Annotated in this window: 21 protein-coding genes; 18 read left to right on the top strand and 3 right to left on the bottom strand. The window is 43.0% G+C overall.

What is annotated here, in order from left to right:
* Positions 1-119 precede the first annotated feature (119 nt).
* The 3 genes from NCCP133_RS06350 to NCCP133_RS06340 all read left to right on the top strand — a co-directional run bounded on the left by NCCP133_RS06350 (position 120) and on the right by NCCP133_RS06340 (position 3001).
* Positions 120-296, top strand: a complete 177-nt coding sequence (locus NCCP133_RS06350; protein WP_264804094.1) for a hypothetical protein — start codon at positions 120-122, stop codon at positions 294-296.
* A 236-nt stretch (positions 297-532) separates the two neighbouring features.
* Positions 533-1102 carry a DNA-directed RNA polymerase subunit delta gene (gene rpoE / locus NCCP133_RS06345; protein ID WP_264804093.1) on the top strand — a complete coding sequence of 190 codons (570 nt, stop codon included), beginning with the start codon at positions 533-535 and terminating at the stop codon, positions 1100-1102.
* A 291-nt stretch (positions 1103-1393) separates the two neighbouring features.
* Entirely contained in the window at positions 1394-3001 is a 1608-nt protein-coding gene (locus tag NCCP133_RS06340; protein WP_264804092.1) for a CTP synthase, read from the top strand.
* Between the two features lie 192 nt (positions 3002-3193).
* Here the strand turns inward: NCCP133_RS06340 and NCCP133_RS06335 are convergent, their stop codons facing one another.
* On the bottom strand, positions 3194-3718 hold the full coding sequence (locus tag NCCP133_RS06335; RefSeq protein WP_264804091.1) for a DUF2529 domain-containing protein: 525 nt from the start codon (positions 3716-3718) through the stop codon (positions 3194-3196).
* Positions 3719-3926: 208 nt separating this feature from the next.
* On the opposite strand from NCCP133_RS06335, the gene NCCP133_RS06330 reads away from it, so the two are divergent.
* The 9 genes from NCCP133_RS06330 to NCCP133_RS06290 all read left to right on the top strand — a co-directional run bounded on the left by NCCP133_RS06330 (position 3927) and on the right by NCCP133_RS06290 (position 13091).
* The gene (locus NCCP133_RS06330) at positions 3927-4304 is read left to right on the top strand and encodes a response regulator (RefSeq protein ID WP_264804090.1); all 378 of its coding nucleotides are present in this window, start codon (positions 3927-3929) and stop codon (positions 4302-4304) included.
* Between the two features lie 256 nt (positions 4305-4560).
* The gene (locus NCCP133_RS06325) at positions 4561-5418 is read left to right on the top strand and encodes a class II fructose-bisphosphate aldolase (RefSeq protein ID WP_264804089.1); all 858 of its coding nucleotides are present in this window, start codon (positions 4561-4563) and stop codon (positions 5416-5418) included.
* Between the two features lie 154 nt (positions 5419-5572).
* Positions 5573-6217: a fructose-6-phosphate aldolase gene (fsa, locus tag NCCP133_RS06320; RefSeq protein ID WP_264804088.1), complete on the top strand. Its 645-nt coding sequence runs from the start codon at positions 5573-5575 to the stop codon at positions 6215-6217.
* 497 nt (positions 6218-6714) lie between these two features.
* Positions 6715-8001 carry a UDP-N-acetylglucosamine 1-carboxyvinyltransferase gene (locus tag NCCP133_RS06315; protein WP_264804087.1) on the top strand — a complete coding sequence of 429 codons (1287 nt, stop codon included), beginning with the start codon at positions 6715-6717 and terminating at the stop codon, positions 7999-8001.
* A gap of 201 nt (positions 8002-8202) precedes the next feature.
* Positions 8203-9165, top strand: coding sequence for a class II fructose-bisphosphatase (glpX, locus tag NCCP133_RS06310; RefSeq protein WP_264804086.1), 963 nt, complete (start codon positions 8203-8205; stop codon positions 9163-9165).
* A gap of 442 nt (positions 9166-9607) precedes the next feature.
* Complete coding sequence (rho, locus tag NCCP133_RS06305; RefSeq protein WP_264804085.1) at positions 9608-10873, top strand: transcription termination factor Rho; 1266 nt, start codon at positions 9608-9610, stop codon at positions 10871-10873.
* Between the two features lie 427 nt (positions 10874-11300).
* Positions 11301-11513 (top strand): 50S ribosomal protein L31, encoded by a 213-nt coding sequence (rpmE, locus tag NCCP133_RS06300; protein ID WP_009332279.1) that lies wholly within the window; start codon positions 11301-11303, stop codon positions 11511-11513.
* A 225-nt stretch (positions 11514-11738) separates the two neighbouring features.
* Entirely contained in the window at positions 11739-12359 is a 621-nt protein-coding gene (locus NCCP133_RS06295) for a thymidine kinase (protein ID WP_264804084.1), read from the top strand.
* Positions 12360-12650: 291 nt separating this feature from the next.
* Positions 12651-13091 carry a hypothetical protein gene (locus NCCP133_RS06290; protein WP_264804083.1) on the top strand — a complete coding sequence of 147 codons (441 nt, stop codon included), beginning with the start codon at positions 12651-12653 and terminating at the stop codon, positions 13089-13091.
* Positions 13092-13264: 173 nt separating this feature from the next.
* Here the strand turns inward: NCCP133_RS06290 and NCCP133_RS06285 are convergent, their stop codons facing one another.
* Complete coding sequence (locus tag NCCP133_RS06285; RefSeq protein WP_264804082.1) at positions 13265-14227, bottom strand: DMT family transporter; 963 nt, start codon at positions 14225-14227, stop codon at positions 13265-13267.
* 11 nt (positions 14228-14238) lie between these two features.
* Positions 14239-14898, bottom strand: coding sequence for a GntR family transcriptional regulator (locus NCCP133_RS06280; protein WP_264804225.1), 660 nt, complete (start codon positions 14896-14898; stop codon positions 14239-14241).
* Between the two features lie 212 nt (positions 14899-15110).
* Between NCCP133_RS06280 and prfA the strand changes: the two genes are divergently transcribed.
* The 6 genes from prfA to NCCP133_RS06250 all read left to right on the top strand — a co-directional run bounded on the left by prfA (position 15111) and on the right by NCCP133_RS06250 (position 20386).
* Positions 15111-16184: a peptide chain release factor 1 gene (gene prfA, locus NCCP133_RS06275; protein ID WP_264804081.1), complete on the top strand. Its 1074-nt coding sequence runs from the start codon at positions 15111-15113 to the stop codon at positions 16182-16184.
* Between the two features lie 7 nt (positions 16185-16191).
* A complete protein-coding gene (gene prmC / locus NCCP133_RS06270) occupies positions 16192-17046 on the top strand; it encodes a peptide chain release factor N(5)-glutamine methyltransferase (protein ID WP_264804080.1) in 855 nt (284 codons plus the stop codon).
* Between the two features lie 87 nt (positions 17047-17133).
* Positions 17134-17808, top strand: a complete 675-nt coding sequence (gene spoIIR / locus NCCP133_RS06265) for a stage II sporulation protein R (RefSeq protein WP_264804079.1) — start codon at positions 17134-17136, stop codon at positions 17806-17808.
* Between the two features lie 330 nt (positions 17809-18138).
* The gene (locus NCCP133_RS06260; protein WP_442874242.1) at positions 18139-18522 is read left to right on the top strand and encodes a KGG domain-containing protein; all 384 of its coding nucleotides are present in this window, start codon (positions 18139-18141) and stop codon (positions 18520-18522) included.
* Positions 18523-18722: 200 nt separating this feature from the next.
* Positions 18723-19169 (top strand): hypothetical protein, encoded by a 447-nt coding sequence (locus tag NCCP133_RS06255; protein WP_264804078.1) that lies wholly within the window; start codon positions 18723-18725, stop codon positions 19167-19169.
* Between the two features lie 176 nt (positions 19170-19345).
* Complete coding sequence (locus NCCP133_RS06250) at positions 19346-20386, top strand: L-threonylcarbamoyladenylate synthase (protein ID WP_264804077.1); 1041 nt, start codon at positions 19346-19348, stop codon at positions 20384-20386.
* The last annotated feature ends 190 nt before the right edge of the window (positions 20387-20576 follow it).

Raw genomic sequence — 20576 nt, 5'->3', positions numbered from 1 at the left:
ATTTATCTGTAAGATACGAACGATTTTTTTACAATGAATGAATACAAAATACATCCGTATCCTATATAATGGAATCACTATACATAGCGGTGCACTTCAGGGTTTGAGGATGTGAAATTGTGAAGAAAATATTGCTGTATGCAGCTTTAGTGGGAGCAATTGCAGGCGTATACTTCCTATATGAAAGACAGCTTGGAGCCATTCCATTCTTTTTTTTATCCTTTTATTTTACCTGGCTGGCCTATAAACAAATGGATCGGCCTATGAAAAGCCGGGCGAGGAAAAGAGCAGATTAAATTTATTATTTTAATTGACCTGTAGAAAGAATCTGCAGAAAAAATGCCATAACAGCAGATATAGCTGGCATAAACCGTAAAAATTTGTTTATAATGAAGAATATGCCTTCTTGCGGGCTGTCCATATTTTTCGGGCGCTCTCAAGAAATGAAGCTTTCATGCTTCGTTTAAGTATGTGCGTGTTATGGTTATTTACGCTTGTGAATAGCGTTACATAGGGAAAGGAAGTGCTGATATTGAGTTTGGAACAGTTCTCAAAAGAAGAATTGCAAGAAATGTCATTAATCGAAGTGGCTTACGAACTTTTAAAAGGTAAAAAAGAACCAATGGCTTTTAATCATATTATGAGTGAAGTGGCTAAAATTCTGAACCTTTCAGAAAAGCAAGTCAAATCTAAAATTGCACAGTTCTACACTGACTTAAATATAGATGGACATTTTATCGGATTGGGCGACAATCGCTGGGGCCTTCGTTCATGGTATCCTGTAGATCAGTATGAAGAAGAAATCGTTACCGTTATCAAACCTAAGAAGAAAAAAGGCAAGAAGAAAGCGGACGATGATGATCTCGATCTTGAAGATTATGATGAGCTGGATGAAGAGGATATCGATTATGACGATATCGATGGATTCGAGGATGACGATCTGACAGAAGATGGTGAGGATGACGATCTTCTTGATGACGATGATGATTTTGAGGATGATGATGACGTTATCGATAAAGAGGAAGAGTACGACCTTGGTGATGATGATGAAGAGCTTGAGGAAGATGACCTCGACGTGGATGAGGACGAAGAAGATTTATAATCTTGACTTTTCGTTTCAGGGCTTGTAGAATACTTTTTGGGCTCCTTAAAAAAGGAACGATTCGTTTAGACGCTAATAGCGCTCCCTTACTTTATAAGTAAGCGGAGCGCTTTTTATTTTTTATATGGAAAAGCCTTATGGTTCTTTTCCGGGGTGTTAGGATAAAATGCGTTTCCTCCCCTAGCCGTGGTTAGTACCGGAGCAACACGGTACTTGGAAGATAGAATTTTTATAATGAAGTCTTTAAACCAAGACGAATATGCACAAACTGATATTAAGGGGGAATTTTTCATGACAAAGTATATTTTTGTAACAGGCGGAGTTGTTTCGTCATTAGGAAAAGGGATTACAGCTGCATCCCTTGGCCGCCTTTTGAAAAACAGAGGTTTAAAGGTAACAATTCAAAAATTTGATCCTTACATAAATGTCGATCCGGGAACGATGAGCCCGTATCAGCATGGTGAGGTATTCGTAACGGGCGACGGTGCAGAGACAGACCTTGACTTGGGTCACTATGAGCGCTTTGTTGATATCAATCTGACCAAATACAGCAGTGTCACTACCGGGAAAATCTACTCCACGGTGCTTAGAAAAGAGCGCCGCGGCGATTATAACGGAGGAACTGTACAGGTAATTCCGCATATTACGAACGAAATTAAAGATAAGGTTTTCCGTGCGGGACATGAGACCAACTCGGATGTTGTTATTACAGAAATCGGCGGAACAGTAGGAGACATTGAATCCCTTCCATTTCTTGAAGCGATCCGCCAGATTAAGAGCGATATCGGACGTGACAATGTTATGTATATTCACTGTACATTAGTTCCTTATATCAAAGCAGCTGGTGAAATGAAAACGAAGCCGACTCAGCACAGTGTTAAAGAGCTAAGGAGCCTTGGCATTCAGCCGAATGTAATTGTCCTTCGAACGGAAATGCCGATATCACAGGACATGAAGGATAAAATTGCTCTATTTTGCGATATCGATAAAGAGGCTGTTATTGAAGCGACAGATGCAGAAACTTTATATTCTGTTCCTTTATCTCTTCAAGAGCAGCATCTTGACGAAATCGTCTGCAAGCACTTGAAGCTTAATTCCGGAAAAGCAGATATGACGGAATGGAAGCAGCTTGTTGATAAGGTTCTTAACCTTTCCAAGAAAACGAAGATTGCCCTTGTGGGTAAATATGTAGAATTGCAGGATGCTTATATTTCTGTCGTTGAAGCATTGAAGCATGCTGGATATGCTTATGACGCTGATATTGAAATCAAATGGATCAACTCCGAAGAAGTAAATAAAGGTAACGTAACAGAACTGCTTGAAGATGCTGATGGAATTCTGGTGCCAGGCGGATTTGGCGACCGAGGCATTGAAGGGAAAATCCTTGCGATCCAATTTGCACGTGAAAATAAAAAGCCATTCTTGGGTATTTGCCTTGGCATGCAACTGGCTTCTATTGAATTCGCAAGAAATGTATTAGGTCTTAAAGATGCACATTCTGCAGAAATTGACCCTGCAACGAAGCATCCCATCATTGACCTGCTGCCTGAGCAAAAGGATATTGAAGATTTGGGCGGAACGTTAAGACTGGGAATACAAGCTTGTAAGTTGGGTGAAGATACGAAAGCAATTGAAGCTTACCAGGATGAAGTGGTCTATGAACGCCATCGCCATCGCTACGAGTTCAACAACCACTACCGCCAGAATATGGAGAAAGCCGGATTCGTCTTTTCTGGTACAAGTCCAGATGGCCGCTTAGTGGAAATCATTGAGGTGAAGGACCATCCCTGGTTTGTCGCGTCCCAGTTTCATCCGGAATTCATCTCAAGGCCAACACGCCCGCAGCCATTATTCCGTGCATTTATCGGGGCATCATTGAAGTTTAGCGAAAAGTTATAAGATATGAAAAAACCCTCCGGTGCGGAGGGTTTTTTTGTCGTTGAAAGCGTAATATCAGAATTTATATCCTTTGGAACTTAGATAACTGTCTAGCCCCAGGCGCCATCGGCTCTCGGGTCTAGGCCAATAAACATGATATCTTCGTGGTTATCTCATATTACTTAGTCGAAAATAGCCTATTAATAGACATTTTTATTCATGCTCCGCCATAATCTCTTCAATCGTAAATTTAATTCCATAATAAACAAACAAAGCAGCCATTGACGCAGGGTAGCCGAAGCGATTGCCTTCTTCATCGGGCAGAAGGCCTTTCGTAAGTGTTAAATCGATATGGACATCTGCCAAGTCAGCAAGGCTTTCGCCGTTTTCGTTCATTATTCCGGTGCTTACCGCTACAAATGGAATTCCTTTATCTGTGAGTATATCTGCCAGTTCTATCGCATCTTCATCATTGGAATTTCTTGAAAAAATAATCACACGATCCGTCTCAGTGACTTCATCGCCATTTTTTAAAACGGCTGCATCTCTTAGCGGTTCCTGGCTTTGGGTCGCTTCATAGCCAATCCCTGACATTTCCTTTGTGCCAAATATATATATTTTTCCTTCTCCTGCAGCCGCTTGAGCCAGAAGGCGCGCGCTGTCCTCGATGGAAAACTCTTCTTTTTCCTGAAGTCTTTTAAACAAGCCTGTCAGCTGGGTAGAAAACATCTTTAGCAAAATTATTTCACTCCTTCGGACACTGATATCCCGATTCTATTATAGTGAAACAAACGGGAAAGGTAAAATATTCATGGTTAAATTGCAATTCCCGGCAGGAATTAGGTTGCCTGGGAGAGAAATAATTCTGTAGGAGAATGTATAGTTAAGTGACCTGCAGTCATTATTTTGTAACCTAAGTGCTTTTAATACGACAGGAAGAGGTGGCTTGATGAAAGGGAAAATTTTAATCGTAGATGATCAGTTCGGAATCCGTATCTTACTTAATGAAGTGTTACAGAAAGAAGGGTACGACACATACCAGGCTGCCAATGGAGTCCAGGCTCTCGACATTGTTTCCAAGCATTCGCCTGACCTCGTCCTTCTCGATATGAAAATTCCGGGAATGGATGGCATTGAAATTTTAAAAAGGATGAGAGTGGTGGATCAGGATATCCGGGTCATCATCATGACTGCGTATGGTGAGCTGGACATGATTCAGGAAGCTAAGGACCTTGGTGCTCTCACCCACTTTGCAAAACCATTTGATATCGATGACATTCGGGCTGCGGCGAAGAAATATTTGCCGGTTCCCAATTCGAATTAAAAATTTAAGAAACCATTTTTACCCTGAAATTCCATCGTTAATAAAATGATAGCGTTTGCTTTATGACAATTTAAAAAAACCCTCTGGATTAATGGCATTTCTACATCCTTTTTGGTATCATAACAAATGAATTCCATAGGATCGCTTTCGTTTATCAGGGATTTTATAGGGTACATATTCGGTAATGTTAAAGGGAAAACTTTAATAGTCCATGCCCTGTGAAACTTAAAACGATCATCAAAAAGGAGGAAGAATAATGCCTTTAGTTTCTATGACTGAAATGCTGAATAAAGCAAAATCAGAAGGCTATGCAGTAGGTCAATTTAATTTGAACAATCTTGAGTTCACTCAAGCTATCCTGCAAGCAGCAGAAGAAGAAAAATCACCTGTCATCCTAGGTGTTTCCGAAGGTGCAGGCCGCTATATGGGCGGCTTTAAAACGGTTGTAAAAATGGTTGAAGGACTTCTGGAAGATTACAAAATCACAGTTCCAGTGGCTATCCACTTAGACCACGGTTCAAGTTTTGATAAATGTAAAGAAGCAATCGATGCAGGATTTACTTCTGTTATGATTGATGCTTCTCACGATCCATTCGAAGAAAACGTTGCAACTACCAGCAAAGTAGTTGAGTATGCACATTCAAAAGGCGTTTCAGTAGAAGCGGAATTAGGAACTGTCGGCGGACAGGAAGACGACGTTGTTGCTGATGGCGTTATTTATGCTGATGCGAAAGAATGTGAAGAGCTAGTGAAGCGCACAGGCATCGACTGCCTTGCTCCAGCTCTAGGATCTGTTCATGGCCCATACAAGGGCGAGCCTAACCTTGGTTTTGTTGAAATGGAAGAAATCGGAAGCCTTACTGGTGTTCCTTTAGTTCTTCATGGCGGAACAGGAATCCCAACAAAAGATATCCAAAAAGCCGTTTCTTTAGGAACAGCTAAAATTAATGTTAACACAGAGAACCAAATTGCTTCTGCAAAGCGCGTTCGCGAAGTATTAGCAGCAGATACAGAAGTGTATGACCCTCGCAAATACTTAGGACCTGCACGTGAAGCGATTAAAGAAACAGTAATCGGCAAAATGCGTGAGTTTGGTTCTTCAAACAAAGCATAATTAAAACAAGTGATTAGAGAAACCGCCTTCTAGATATAGAGGCGGTTTCCCTATATAAAAAGTTTAGTAAAGGTTATTTAAGGCTTTACAGAATAGAGACTTTATTTAATAATACATAGATAATTATCAAAATATTAAACAAGGTGGGATTATTATGAAATTTTTTATCGATACGGCAAATATGGAAGAAATCAAAGATGCTTATTCCCTTGGCATAGTAGCAGGAGTAACAACAAATCCATCATTGGTGGCGAAAGAAAAAAATGTATCCTTTCCTGACCGCCTTCGCGAAATTACGGAATTGGTCCCAGGCTCAGTCAGTGCAGAAGTAATTGCTCTTGATGCCGAAGGGATGATTAAGGAAGGAAAAGAGCTTGCAGCGATTGCGCCAAACATAACAATCAAAGTTCCAATGACTCCGGATGGTTTAAAGGCGGTTAGCGCTTTTTCAAAAGAAGGCATTAAAACGAATGTTACCTTGATTTTCAGTGCAAACCAGGCGCTGCTCGCAGCTAGGGCTGGTGCAACCTATGTGTCGCCTTTCCTTGGACGTTTGGATGATATCGGCCACAATGGACTTGATTTAATTTCCACGATCGCTGATATTTTTACGATTCATGACATTGAGACAGAAATCATTGCAGCTTCCATCAGACATCCTCAGCATGTAACCGATGCAGCGTTAAGGGGCGCCCATATTGCGACTGTTCCATTTAAAGTAATCAACCAATTATTCAACCACCCGCTGACAGATAAAGGAATCGAAGCCTTCCTGGCTGACTGGCATTCAAGAGGATAACGGTTTCTCCGGCAAAATAACTCTAGGTATCTGGCTTTGTTTCTTGATTTCGGAACAAAGCCAGCCCCATAACTTAAACCTCGGCTTTTAGTGCTTCTTTCTTAATTTTAACTTTTTTGGCTATCGATACATGAGATTTGATTTTTCGTGTAAACTATATGATATAGATAATGTCGGAATCTGTAAAAAACAGGTGGAAAATTGTTCCTTGTGAACTAACGATGTTGCAAACGGCAGATACGTGATAATATGAAAGTGCATATTTTCCCAAAGATTCTTTCCGATATTTCATAATAGGACAAGCCTATTTGGTTTCTTATAGTAGCTATGGCTATTTTCTTTCATAATTGGTTAGAAAAGTAGTGTATGGCTTTTGCTGTAAGGGCTCTCTTAAGATTAGCGAAAGTGCTTTGTTCGGAGGCGCTGGGGCTGGAAGTTTTCTAACGGGAGCTGATTACTGCATGCGCGATTAACAACGGCTTAGAAGGGAGTTACAAATGGAAAAGCTTATGATTGCAGGCGGATATCCTTTAAAAGGTACAGTCCGGATCAGCGGTGCCAAGAATAGTGCGGTGGCTCTGATTCCGGCAACTATTTTAGCGGAGTCTCCTGTAACAATTGAAGGTTTGCCGGATATTTCGGATGTTCAAATTTTAAAAGATCTCCTTGAAGAAATAGGGGGAACAGTTGATTTTAGAGAGAATAATATGACTGTTGATCCATCTTCCATGATTTCCATGCCTTTGCCGAACGGAAAAGTTAAAAAATTGAGAGCATCTTATTACTTGATGGGAGCGATGCTTGGCCGATTTAAAAAAGCGGTCATCGGTTTGCCAGGCGGATGCCACCTTGGTCCAAGGCCTATTGACCAGCATATTAAAGGGTTTGAAGCGCTTGGTGCACGAGTAACGAATGAGCAGGGAGCCATTTACCTGCGTGCTGCTGAGCTTCGCGGGGCCCGTATTTACCTGGATGTTGTCAGCGTTGGGGCAACTATTAATATTATGCTTGCAGCAGTGCGGGCAGAAGGCAGAACGATTATCGAGAATGCCGCTAAGGAACCTGAGATTATTGATGTTGCCACATTGCTGACCAATATGGGGGCAAAAATTAAAGGTGCCGGTACAGATGTCATCCGCATCGATGGAGTGAATCATCTTCATGGCTGCGAGCATACGATCATTCCAGACCGGATTGAAGCCGGAACCTATATGATTGTAGGCGCTGCAGCGGGAGAAGGAGTACTTATTGATAACGTCATTCCCCATCACCTTGAATCCTTGATTGCAAAGCTTCGAGAAATGGGTGTCCAAGTTGAAACGAATGACGATCAAGTTTTTGTAGGGCCGGCTGAAAAAATGAAAGCCGTTGATATCAAAACGCTTGTTTACCCTGGATTCCCTACCGATCTTCAGCAGCCGCTGACTTCGCTGCTGACAGGGGCAGAAGGGACCAGCATGGTTACCGATACGATCTATAGTGCCCGTTTTAAGCATATTGATGAGCTTCGCAGAATGAATGCCAACATTAAGGTAGAAGGGCGTTCTGCAATCATTAATGGCTCTGTCCAGCTTCAAGGCGCCAAGGTAAAAGCAAGTGATTTGCGGGCAGGCGCTGCATTAGTTGTTGCAGGACTAATGGCAGAAGGAGTCACAGAGGTAACAGGACTTGAGCATATTGACAGAGGCTACAGCCATCTTGTTGAAAAGCTGAATGGACTTGGTGCTACAATCTGGCGTGAAGAAATGACAAAAGAAGAATTGGAACAAATGAAAAACGCTTAAATGATGCCGGAACATAACAGGAGCTTTGCCTCCGGATCATCTGAAGCGGGTTTGGTCCTGCATGTGTCAGATCAGTGTTCTGATTTTATAGCATAGAGAAAACATGACCATTAAATCAAGGGCAGGCGATGCGGCTACAGGTGATAAAGTCTGTCTGCAATCGCCATGTAATCTGCCTTACAACCTGGGGAGGAAAGATCGATGGAAAGAAGTTTGTCAATGGAGCTAGTCCGTGTAACAGAAGGTGCCGCTTTAGCATCTGCACGCTGGATGGGACGTGGATTAAAGGAGGAAGCAGATGATGCAGCTACTTCTGCAATGAGGGACGTCTTCGATACTGTGCCAATGAAGGGAACAGTCGTAATCGGAGAAGGTGAAATGGACGAAGCGCCAATGCTTTACATTGGGGAAAAACTTGGAACAGGCTTTGGCCCTCGTGTCGATGTTGCGGTCGATCCATTGGAAGGCACAAGCATTGTGGCATCAGGCGGCTGGAATGCTCTTGCTGTTCTTGCTGTTGCTGACCATGGAAACCTGCTTCATGCACCGGATATGTACATGGATAAAATTGCGGTCGGTCCGGAAGCGGTTGGACAAATTGATATCAATGCTTCTGTTTTAGATAATTTGAAAGCGGTCGCAAGAGCAAAAAATAAAGATATACAAGATGTTGTGGCGACAGTTCTCAACCGTGAACGGCACGAGCATATCGTCAGCCAGCTTCGCGAGGCGGGTGCCAGAATCAAATTGATTAATGATGGAGATGTCGCTGGCGCGATCAATACTGCTTTCGATGAAACCGGTGTTGATATTTTATTTGGTTCAGGAGGTGCTCCGGAAGGAGTCTTGGCGGCAGTTGCCCTAAAAAGCTTAGGCGGGGAAATCCAGGGCAAGCTGCTTCCGCAAAATGACGCAGAGGCAGAACGCTGCATAAAGATGGGCCTTGATATTAATAAAGTCCTGCTTATGGAAGACCTAGTAAAAGGGGATGACGCCATTTTTGCTGCAACAGGCGTAACAGATGGAGAACTTTTAAAAGGCGTCCAGTTTAAAGGGGCCTATGGATCGACCCATTCGGTAGTCATGCGGGCTAAGTCCGGAACTGTCCGCTTTATCGAAGGCCGACACAGCTTTAAGAAAAAGCCTAATCTTGTAATTAAATAAGAGACAAACAGATCGATTGAAAATGAGAGCTGGCCTGGGTGCCAGCCTGCTCATTTTCATTTCCTTCCTGCCATATTTTCCATTTCAAATTTAATTATTGATTAAATTTCATATTAAGGGGTAAAATAGAGATTGTTTTTTACCGATAAGCCAATCCCTTACAGAAGGAAGGAACACCTTCTTACAGAGCTTGACTTATGCCTGTCGTCCCTGGGCAAGTCGACCTGCTCTTTTCGAAGAAGAGGAAACCTCCATATTTCAACTGAAAACGGACAACAAACTGGTCCATTCCTCGAAATCTTTAATTAAGAGCACAAATGAAAATTCTTCAACTATTTCAGGAACCTCGAATCATCTTTCTCTTTCCTTTCTTATTAAGTTCAATAATTGTACAGCTGTATATGAAGGAAATGATTGAAAATTTCAAAAGTGTGGTGTAAAAATGGGTTTAAATATATCAAGTTTAGAAATTATGAAGCTAAAAGAGCTTTATGAACTTGCCCGTGAATATAAAGTTTCTTATTACAGCAAATTATCGAAAAAAGAATTAATTTTTGCCATCCTGAAAGCAAGGGCTGAACAGGAAGGTTACTTCTTCATGGAAGGTGTTCTGGAAATCATTCAATCAGAGGGATTTGGCTTCTTGCGTCCGATTAACTATTCGCCAAGCTCTGAAGATATTTATATTTCCGCTTCACAGATCCGCCGTTTCGATCTGAGGAATGGTGACAAGGTTTCGGGAAAGGTTCGCCCTCCAAAGGAAAATGAACGTTATTTTGGTTTGCTTCAAGTAGAAGCTGTGAATGGAGATGACCCTGAATCCGCGAAAGAGCGTGTTCACTTCCCAGGTTTGACACCTTTATATCCAGACCGCCAAATGAAGCTTGAAACTGGTACAAGACAGCTTTCCACAAGAATTATGGACTTGCTTGCACCTGTAGGGTTTGGGCAGCGCGGTCTGATCGTTGCGCCTCCTAAGGCAGGTAAAACGATGCTTCTAAAGGAAATTGCCAATAGCATTACAACCAACCAGCCAGAAGTGGAACTCATCGTCCTATTGATCGACGAGCGCCCGGAAGAAGTAACAGACATAGAGCGTTCTGTTGCTGGCGATGTTGTCAGTTCGACATTTGATGAAGTGCCGGAGAATCATATTAAAGTGGCAGAGCTTGTTCTTGAACGTGCGATGCGTTTAGTCGAGCATAAGCGCGATGTTGTGATTCTTATGGACAGTATTACAAGGCTGGCAAGAGCTTATAACCTGGTTATTCCTCCAAGCGGAAGAACACTTTCCGGCGGTATTGACCCTGCAGCGTTCCACCGTCCAAAGCGTTTCTTCGGTGCAGCCCGCAATATCGAGGAAGGCGGAAGCTTAACCATCCTGGCGACTGCGCTAGTTGAAACAGGGTCACGTATGGATGACGTAATCTACGAGGAATTCAAGGGCACGGGTAATATGGAACTTCACCTTGACCGTTCATTGGCTGAAAGAAGAATCTTTCCAGCCATCGATATTCTCCGTTCTGGTACTCGTAAAGAAGAATTGCTTATTCAGAAAGACCACCTGGATAAACTATGGGCAATCCGCAAGTCCATGTCTGACGCACCTGACTTTGCAGAAAAACTGCTTCGCAGGCTAAAACAGACAAAATCAAACGAAGAATTCTTTGCTAGATTGGCTGAGGAAATGAAGGCTAAGCGGTCTTAATAACATTTGAATTCTTTATAGCAGCTTTTGGATGCTGTTTATGTTGAATTTAGTTTCTGCAGCAAACTAAATTTACTCTACTGAGTTGATTGGAGCGGAAGGCACTTGATCCTCGAAAATGCATGCGTATTTCCTTCGTGCGGTGTTAATTCGAGGAAGTAAATTCAATATCCTGCAAGAGCTCTCGTTTCTCCCCGCGGGTTCTCTGAGTGCCCGCAGCGGAAATCAACGGGCTGCATTAAAAAGCAAATGCTTTAATGAGGAAAGATCTATTTGGGGAATATAGGCAGAATAATTCCCGTATTGCAAAAAACAATAGGACTTGTTATAATGATGACAGTGTGTTTTTGAAGTTTACGGCAATTCAAGATTGCCCGTAATATATAACTCTGTTTCGAATGATTCAGGGCGGAAGGAGATGAAAAGAATGAAATCAGGAATTCATCCTAACTATAAAAAAGCAATGGTGAAATGTGCTTGCGGCAATGAGTTCGAAACCGGTTCTGTTCAAGAAGAGATCCGCGTTGAGACTTGCTCTGAATGCCACCCATTCTATACTGGACGCCAAAAATTCGCTGAAGCTGGCGGACGTGTTGACCGCTTCAACAAGAAATACGGCATTAAGTCAGAACAAAAATAATAAACAACAAAAACAGGCAAGTTCACTTTCTTGCCTGTTTTTTATTGCGAATGAAGGCCAAACACCGGCATCATTCCGATATGAAGAACCGTTTTTCGGGGCCTTTTTACCTAGGATCCCAAAAATTGCGCGAGTGCAAGAAAAATTTAACAGCTCGACTCTTTCTTCATAAAATAATTAACACAAGCCATTCTATTAGTTAGAACGAGGAAGGAGAGGCCGTTCATGTACGTTATGAATCATCACGGATGGGTGGAAGTCATTTGCGGAAGCATGTTTTCGGGCAAATCAGAAGAGCTGATTCGCCGAGTGCGAAGAGCGCAGTTTGCCAAGCAGCAAATAGCTGTTTTTAAGCCGCAAATTGATAACCGGTACAGTGATGAGGCTGTCGTTTCACACAATGGAACTTCCATCATAGCCAGACCCATAAAACAGTCTACCGATATTTTTAAGCATATTAATCCAGAAATCGATTTGATTGCTATTGATGAAGTGCAGTTTTTTGATGACGAAATCGTCAAGGTGATCCAGCATCTGGCAGACAGCGGACACCGTGTCATTGCTGCTGGACTTGATCAGGATTTCCGCGGGGAGCCATTCGGCCAAATGCCTGCGATCATGGCTATAGCTGAATTGATAACAAAGCTGCAAGCGGTTTGTGCTGTCTGCGGATCGCCTGCAAGCCGAACACAGCGTTTGATCAATGGAAAGCCTGCTTCATACGATGATCCGGTAATTTTGGTTGGTGCCTCGGAAGCGTACGAACCGCGCTGCCGCCATCATCATGAAGTTCCCAAATCGCCTAATGGTATAAAAAATCCCGAGACAACTGAGTCTTTATCATAATTTAATATACTTAACGTTCTCTCTGCCCTGGCAATGTTCCGGGCAGTTTTTTTATGATGGAGAAAATGGCTAAAGTCACATCAGACTGGGAAAGTTATGCATAAAATCAGAAAGTGGCGCATAAATGCAGGAACGTAATGCTTAAAAAATAAGAGTGAAGCATAAATCAGTCCAATTGGTTCCGAAAAAATAAAGTGAAGCCTATATCAAAAATGTACAGCCCCATTTCCCTTAATTTGGTGTGCACATTCCTCTTTATAGCGGACATGCTATAAAGAGGAGGTGTTAGCAATGAAAAAATTTAGTGTTTTCCTTCTAATACTTACATTTATGGCTGGCTGTGCCCAAAATCAAGGAAATGAAAATCTCTACAGCCAGGAGACAAGGGATGGCACTTCATTTATAAACAATGACCTGGACCGTACAGAGGACAATGATACATTGGATCGGACATTCAGTGGTGACCAGAACCCTAATTTTATTAATTTCGATGGCAAACGCCTGGACAATCAGGATGATATCAACCAAGCCCGCAAAGTGATTGCTGCTAATGAAGGCTATCGGCCTGGAGCGGTCTGGGTAAATGGCGAAGATATGTGGGTAACAGCTTATCGAAAAGGCATGATGACCAATCAGGAAAAAATTGATGCTGAAGCTCAATTGCATAAATTGCTTATAAAAGCTCTTCCTCGCTACCATATCGAAGTAAAAGTTCAGGAAGACCGTACGTAAAATGCCCTGCTTTAACAGGGCATTTTTTTCTAATATCAGCATTTATATCCTTTTTTGAACTTAGATAACTGTCTAGCCCAAGCAGCCCCGTCCCCTCGAAGCTAAAAAGGCAAAGAATGTCTTTCCGCAAGGCTCATCGTTGTCGGGGGCGGGCAAGGCGCCTTAAGATTTTCTTACGCAGCTTTTCGTTTTAAAATGGCGTTAGAGGATGTTACATAACTGTGCAGTACCATTCCGGCAATTACAAGGGCCATTCCTGTCAGGGAGATTCCTGAAGGGAGAGGGCTGGAAAGAAGTATGACCTCACCGGCGACTGCAAAAAGAACTTCGAGAGATTGAGTAGCTTCGACTGCCCCTAATTTTTGCATATTGCCCCGGACGAGGTCAGTGGCAGCAAAGAAAAGCACAGTGGCAAAAACGCCTGAAAAGAGGGCAACCAGTCCGGATTGAATCACCTGGCCTGAGCTTGGAATACCGCTTGAGGACAGACCTACTAAGGAAATAATCAGCCAAAAGGGAAGGCTGGCAATTGTCATGCCCAACACCCGCTGGTAGGCATCCAGCCGATTTTCACAGACATCCATCATTTTGCGGTTGCCCAAGGGATAGGCGAAGGACGCTATGATCAAAGGGATCACAACCAGCAGAGTATCGCGCCAGGAGATGGAGGAGGCGTGTTCCCATTGCATGACCGCAACGCCGAGCAAAATGATTATGCTCATCATCAGGCCCCGAAAAGGAACTTTTCCCCTGACTCTCACTTTGCTGTTTCCGGATTGATAAGAAACAAAGAATAGCGGAGCAAGCAGGGAGCCGGAAATAATCGTAATCTGCCAGGTCCCGGCAATCAGCCATCCAGGCCCATAGGCAGCAGCAAAACATAAAGGAGCATAGAATAAACCAAACCCGACAAAGCTCCATAAAAGCCATTGGAATGAAGCTCTTTTCATTTCTGCAAAGAGAGAACGCAGATTTCCTCTAAAAGCCACAATGGCCACGAGAAGGGGCACCATGAAAAAATAGCGGAGGGAAGCGCTCCAAAGCCAGCTTCCGCCATCCATCTCCATGGCGCGGTTTAAGACAAAAGTAAACGCAAAAAAGAATGCAGAGCACACCCCTAATAAAATTGCCCTCAAGCGAAATCACCTCATTTTCCTTTCGTTGATAAAAGCTCTCCGAGACTCAGCCAGTTTTCCTCAACCAGTCTTGATGTCATATTCTCATGTCTATCCCTGCTGATTTCAATGATTTTCTTATGATGTTCAACAGACTTTAGCCCATTAATAGAGCCAAATTGAGCAATTTCCAGACGCTGGATTTTTGGCATGATCCTTTTCAAAGCCAAAAAGATCTCCGGATTTTTTGCGGCCTGAAGATAGACCTGATGGAATTCTTCGTCGGCATGGATGGCGCCAATAATATCTTGCTGTTTCATTGCATTTTCCAGTTTTTTGTTGGCTGATTCCAGCAGGGTAAAATCCCTCTCTGTTAATTGGGGCACTGCGAGCCTGGCACTTAAGGCATGCAAGGCAGCTGCCACAGTAAACGCATGGTATGCCTCCTTTTCATTTAATGGCGTGACGCGGGTCGAGGATCCCGGAGTAGACTCTACAAGCCCTTCATCTTCCAGCCGTTTTAAAGCTTCCCTGACAGGGGTCCGGCTGGTGCCGAAGCCTTCAGCAAGTTCTTTGTCATGCAAGCGCGCTCCGGGTTCAAAATCCAGCTGAATAATGCTTTTCTTAAGTGTTTCGTAAACTTCTTCTCTAAGGGACAAACGTTTAATGGGTGTAATGTTTTTATTTTTCATAAAGCCAATATATCGGATATTGTCATAGAGGGCAATGATTTTTCTGAAAATTTTAAGCCCCGGTCTCTTCTCACCTGTCACGAATGGTTTTGACTGCGACTATCACCTATACTATAATTAGAATGTTATGGAGTTAAAGAGGTAAGGAATTTTAAATATTTCCCGCTGGACGGAAGCTGCGGTTAATGGATAAAAAATTGAGGTGAATGGCTATGTTTGATCGTCTTCAATCTGTAGAGGACCGTTATGAAAGATTAAATGAACTTTTAAGCGATCCGGAAATTGTCAATGATCCAAAAAAGCTGCGTGAATATTCAAAGGAACAATCTGATATTCAGGAAACGGTTGACACATACCGTGAGTATAAAGAAATGAAAGAGCAATATCAGGATGCGCGTGCCATGCTGGAAGAAAAGCTTGATGCGGAAATGCGCGAAATGGTAAAAGAAGAATTGGAAGAGCTTGAGGAAAGAAAAGAGGACCTGGAAGCTCGCTTGAAAGTCCTTCTTATTCCGAAAGACCCGAATGACGATAAGAACGTTATTATGGAAATTCGAGGAGCTGCGGGCGGCGACGAAGCTGCTTTGTTTGCTGGCGACTTATACCGCATGTACAGCCGTTACGCTGAGGCTCAAGGCTGGAAGATTGACGTAATTGAAGCAAGCTCCACCGGTGTTGGCGGTTATAAGGAAATGATCTTTATGATCAACGGAAATGGCGCTTATTCAAAACTTAAATTTGAAAATGGCGCACACCGTGTTCAGCGTGTTCCGGAAACTGAATCAGGCGGGCGTATCCACACATCTACTGCAACCGTTGCCGTTATGCCTGAAGCGGAAGAAGTCGAAGTCGATATACATGAAAAAGATATCCGTGTAGATACATTCGCATCAAGCGGACCAGGCGGACAGAGTGTGAACACCACCATGTCAGCCGTGCGTTTAACGCACTTGCCGACAGGTACGGTCGTATCCTGCCAGGACGAAAAATCACAGATCAAGAATAAGGAAAAAGCGATGAAGGTACTTCGTGCCCGTATATACGATAAGTTCCAGCAGGAAGCGCAGGCGGAATATGATCAGCAGCGCAAATCTGCGGTAGGTACAGGAGACCGTTCTGAACGCATCCGTACGTACAATTTCCCACAAAACCGAGTGACCGACCATCGTATCGGCTTAACGATCCAAAAGCTTGACCAGATCCTTCAAGGCAAACTTGATGAAGTCATTGATGCACTGATCGTTGAAGAGCAATCTGCAAAGCTGGACAGTGCTTCCAATGAGTAATCCATCCATGAAAGTATATGAAGCCCTCAATTGGGCTTCTTCTTTTTTAAAAAAGGCAAATCGCGACGAAAATGGCGGGGAGTTATTATTGCGGCACTTTATGCAGATGGGCAGGGCTAGCCTCTTAGCGAATTTACGTGAAGAATTGCAGCCCGGGATTTGGGAGAGGTTTCAGGAAGCCGTTCGGGCGCACGCAGCCGGCCAGCCTGTCCAATATATTATTGGCTCTGAAGAATTTTACGGGCGAACGTTCCGAGTGAACGAGGATGTGCTTATTCCTCGGCCTGAAACGGAAGAGCTTGTGTATCATGCTCTGCAGAGAATGCCGCAGCTGTTTGGGAATGCCGGAAGCCTTGAAATGGCGGATATCGGCACCGGAAGTGGAGCCATTGCGGTTACGATGAAGCTTGAAATGCCGGAACTGAACGTAACCGCAACAGACATATACGGGCCAACCCTGGAACTGGCAAAGGAAAATGCAGAGCAAAATGGGGCGAAAATCGAATTTGTACAAGGGGACCTTCTTCAGCCGCTGATTTCCAAAGGAAAGAAATTTGATATCATCCTATCAAATCCGCCTTATATACCGGAAAGGGACGTGGAGTGGATGTCTGAAGTCGTTACCGAGCATGAACCCCACCGTGCCCTGTTTGCTGGCGAAGACGGACTGGATCTTTACAGGCGCTTTATGGAGGAGCTGCCAGCGGTTCTAAATCCGCAGGCATTAATCGGCTTTGAAGTAGGGACAGGCCAAAGTGAAGCTGTCTCCATCCTTTTGCAGCAAGCTTTTCCGGAAGCTAACATAGACATCGTTTATGATATTAATGGCAAGGATCGCATGGTCTTTGCAGAAATCGGATAAAAAGCAGAAAATTTTTTTTGATTTTAATAGTTTAAGAATCTGGCATCCTGTCCACACTGAGGATAGTGAAGGGATGGTGCCGGAGAGATGAAAACAAAAACGATTGTGAAATTATATGTACTGATTTTATCCTTGGGAACAATTTTAAGTTTATATATACCGCAAACAGAAGTGACGGCGGATGAGCCGATGGTGATACCGAATGAGGCCATCAGGCTGCGAATCCTTGCGAATAGTGATAATGAGGAAGATCAGGCGATTAAAAGAAACGTACGAGATGCGGTAAACGAGGAGATCACAGAGTGGGTGGCGGAGCTAACTTCCATTGAGGATGCCCGTAAATTGATTAAATCGAGATTGCCTGAAATTCAAGAAATCGCAGAACGTGTTGCAGCGGAAGAAGGATCTGACCAGAAAGTAAACACGGACTTTGGCAAAGTAAGTTTCCCGACGAAATTATACGGACAGTTTTTATACCCTGCCGGTGAGTATGAAGCAATTTTGATCACATTGGGTGAAGGGAAAGGAGCAAATTGGTGGTGTGTACTATTCCCTCCTTTATGTTTCCTTGATTTTTCAAACGGTGTGGCTGTAAGTGAAGGATTTGAAGAGGGTGACAAAAAAGGGGAAGTAAAGGCAGAGGAAAAAGCTGGCCAAAAAGAATCTCAAGAAGTGAAAACGCCTGTTTATACGGCTGAGGATGAAGAGCCGGTAGAGGTAAAATTCTTTTTGGTGGAAATATGGGAGAAGATTTTCGGATAAAGCCTTGCTGTGACGCAAGGCTTTTCTTTTTTAAAGAGTAAGAGAGTATCACTTTGAACTTAGATAACTGTCTAGCGCAAGGCGCCATGGCCCTTCGGTCTAAGCCAATCTGTCCAAAGGGTAAAAAGCAACCTTTCAGCCGGCTCGACTTATGCTTGTCGCCGATAGGCAGCTGCCCTGCGCTTTTCTTAGAATCATTATAGAATGTGGAAATTAAATTACAATTAAAACAAGCATTTTACATCTTCTTTTCATGCGTTTGAATCTATCAAAAGCGGATATTTATAGTAGTGTAACAACAAAACATAAATAAAAGGGAGATGAAAGAATATGGCTAAAAACAACAACAATAATAACAATGATCATATGTCTCGCGAGGAAAGAGGACGCATGGGCGGAGAAGCAACAAGCCGTAATCATGATAAAGAGTTTTATCAGGAGATTGGTTCAAAAGGCGGCGAGGCTACAAGCCAAAACCATGATAAGGACTTCTACCAGGAAATAGGCCAAAAAGGCGGAGAATCGACAGCTGAAAACCATGATAAAGAATTCTATCAGGAGATTGGCCAAAAAGGCGGCGAGGCTACAGCCGAAAGCCACGATAAAGAATTCTATCAGGAAATTGGACGCAAAGGCGGAGAAGCAACTAGTGAAAATCATGACCGAGATTTCTATGAAGAAATCGGACGTAAAGGCGGCAACTCTAACGACTGATGATGTACCGCAGCAATTCAATACGATTTTAAAATAAACACGGCAGTGAAGAATTGTAGCTGCCGTGTTTTTGTTTGTTAAAAAATATAGGGGTCTTGTGTTCAACCTGGATGCATTTCTTTCTAATCTAGTATTTTTTGTTCTACATTTTCTATTTTTTCATATTCATAGAATGACAATAACAAAAATGGGGTGAAGAAATGGAAACAGGTGTAGTACGATGTGCAAAATTGAAAGATGCTGAAAGGCTAACCGCTTTTTTGGAAGCAGCAAACTTAAGTGCGGATGGGATTAAGGAATCAATCGGATATTTTTTGATTATGGAGAATGATTCGGGGGATATTAAGGCTACCCTGGGAATTGAGCCCCTTGGAGAAGTTGGTTTGCTAAGGTCACTTGTTATGTCAGCATCGGCATCTGAAAAGGATCTATTCATCTTGTTTGAACAAATCTTAATGCTGGCCAGGGATCGCGATTTGCATTCACTGTATTTGGCTTCAAATAAAAGAAATTCACTTGAATTTTTCCATCTGCTTGGGTTTAAAAAGGAAGATAGAAAAGAGTTGCCGGAAGTGTTATTTGAATCAGAGCATGTAAAACACATCCTGACTGTGGATAACTCTTTCTTTTTGAAATTATCCATGTGAATTGTGGGTATGTTGCCAAACTTATCCACAAATTAGCTTTATTTATACACAATTTGTGGATAAAACTTGAGTTATCCAGCTTCTTCTACTATACTTTCCAAAGGAAAGTTCAAAAAAATGTCGAAAACAAAGGAATTTTGACAGCTTAAAAACATTTTTTATGAAGGTGGATAACAATGATGACAAAAAGATGGTCGGTGGATAAAAATGTGGATAAAGAAGAGAGTTATCCACAACTTTCGCAGGCTGCCGATCTTTTAAAGAATAATGAAGTGGTTGCTTTTCCAACTGAAACGGTATATGGATTGGGCGGAAATGCTGAAAATGATGAGGCGGTAAAGAAAATATTTGCTGCGAAAGGCCGTCCGAGCGATAATCCCCTGATTATCCACATTGCTGATAAAAGGCAGCTGGACGTCTTTGTACAGGAGATCCCAGAAAAAGCGAAGTCTCTAATGGATCTATTCTGGCCTGGTCCGCTTACGCTTATTTTTAATGTGAAAGAGGGCATTTTGTCGAATTATGCGACGGCAGGGTTATCCACAGTCGCAGTACGGATGCCGGATCATCCTGTAGCGTTATCTCTGCTCAAAACAACTGGTCTTCCAATTGCCGCCCCAAGTGCCAATCGTTCAGGAAGGCCAAGCCCCACAGCAGCTGACCATGTGTGGGAAGACTTGAATGGCCGAATTGCTGGTTTAGTGGACGGAGGTCCGACAGGTGTTGGTGTTGAATCAACGGTGCTGGATTGTACAGATGCAACTCCGGTTATTTTAAGGCCAGGCGGAATTACGAAGGAGCAGATTGAAGCGGTAATCGCCAATGTTCATATCGATCCAGCTCTGGCTGATCAAGGCCAGGCTCCAAAATCTCCCGGGATGAAGTATCGCCATTATGCACCGGATGCTCCTCTTTATTTGGTCGAAGGAACGAGAGAAAAAATTCAGCAGTTAGTGGATGAGAAAAGGCAGGAAGGGCATTCTGTAGGCGTCCTGACAACTGCAGAAAATCGAGAGTTTTATCATGCTGATTTTGTATTTGCCTGCGGCCAGCGGGAACACCTGGAAACTGTGGCAAGTTCACTGTACGAAGCATTAAGGCATTTTAATCATACCGATGCAGATATTATCTATAGCGAAATGTTTCCGGATGAAGGCGTAGGCCAGGCCATCATGAACCGTCTAATGAAAGCAGCCGGGCACCGGGTCATAAGGTAATACAAGAGGAAAAAAGCCGTTTCGCATGAGGCCGGCTTTTTTGCGTTAAAACGGCGCGGCAGATCCTTTCAGACTGGGAAGCTTGGCATAAGTTCGGAAAGTGGCGCATAAGTTCGAAAAGTTAAACGATAAATAAATGAAAGTGGCACATAAAATCGCAAAGTCGTGCGATATATTTCAAAAGTGACGC

Origin of the sequence: Cytobacillus sp. NCCP-133, assembly GCF_026011715.1 — a bacterium.
In the GTDB taxonomy this organism is placed as follows: domain Bacteria; phylum Bacillota; class Bacilli; order Bacillales; family Cytobacillaceae; genus Cytobacillus.
Note: the sequence above shows the minus strand (reverse complement) of the source record. Positions and strands in the feature narration are given on the sequence as shown.

Excerpts from the sequence above, each read along its gene's own strand:
- NCCP133_RS06340 (WP_264804092.1), top strand. The coding sequence starts at position 1,394 with ATGACAAAGTATATTTTTGTAACAGGCGGAGTTGTTTCGTCATTAGGA.
- NCCP133_RS06325 (WP_264804089.1), top strand. The coding sequence starts at position 4,561 with ATGCCTTTAGTTTCTATGACTGAAATGCTGAATAAAGCAAAATCAGAA.
- fsa (WP_264804088.1), top strand. The coding sequence starts at position 5,573 with ATGAAATTTTTTATCGATACGGCAAATATGGAAGAAATCAAAGATGCT.
- NCCP133_RS06315 (WP_264804087.1), top strand. The coding sequence starts at position 6,715 with ATGGAAAAGCTTATGATTGCAGGCGGATATCCTTTAAAAGGTACAGTC.
- glpX (WP_264804086.1), top strand. The coding sequence starts at position 8,203 with ATGGAAAGAAGTTTGTCAATGGAGCTAGTCCGTGTAACAGAAGGTGCC.
- rho (WP_264804085.1), top strand. The coding sequence starts at position 9,608 with ATGGGTTTAAATATATCAAGTTTAGAAATTATGAAGCTAAAAGAGCTT.
- rpmE (WP_009332279.1), top strand. The coding sequence starts at position 11,301 with ATGAAATCAGGAATTCATCCTAACTATAAAAAAGCAATGGTGAAATGT.
- NCCP133_RS06295 (WP_264804084.1), top strand. The coding sequence starts at position 11,739 with ATGTACGTTATGAATCATCACGGATGGGTGGAAGTCATTTGCGGAAGC.
- NCCP133_RS06290 (WP_264804083.1), top strand. The coding sequence starts at position 12,651 with ATGAAAAAATTTAGTGTTTTCCTTCTAATACTTACATTTATGGCTGGC.
- NCCP133_RS06280 (WP_264804225.1), bottom strand. The coding sequence starts at position 14,898 with ATGAAAAATAAAAACATTACACCCATTAAACGTTTGTCCCTTAGAGAA.
- prfA (WP_264804081.1), top strand. The coding sequence starts at position 15,111 with ATGTTTGATCGTCTTCAATCTGTAGAGGACCGTTATGAAAGATTAAAT.
- prmC (WP_264804080.1), top strand. The coding sequence starts at position 16,192 with ATGAAAGTATATGAAGCCCTCAATTGGGCTTCTTCTTTTTTAAAAAAG.
- spoIIR (WP_264804079.1), top strand. The coding sequence starts at position 17,134 with ATGAAAACAAAAACGATTGTGAAATTATATGTACTGATTTTATCCTTG.
- NCCP133_RS06260 (WP_442874242.1), top strand. The coding sequence starts at position 18,139 with ATGGCTAAAAACAACAACAATAATAACAATGATCATATGTCTCGCGAG.
- NCCP133_RS06255 (WP_264804078.1), top strand. The coding sequence starts at position 18,723 with ATGGAAACAGGTGTAGTACGATGTGCAAAATTGAAAGATGCTGAAAGG.
- NCCP133_RS06250 (WP_264804077.1), top strand. The coding sequence starts at position 19,346 with ATGATGACAAAAAGATGGTCGGTGGATAAAAATGTGGATAAAGAAGAG.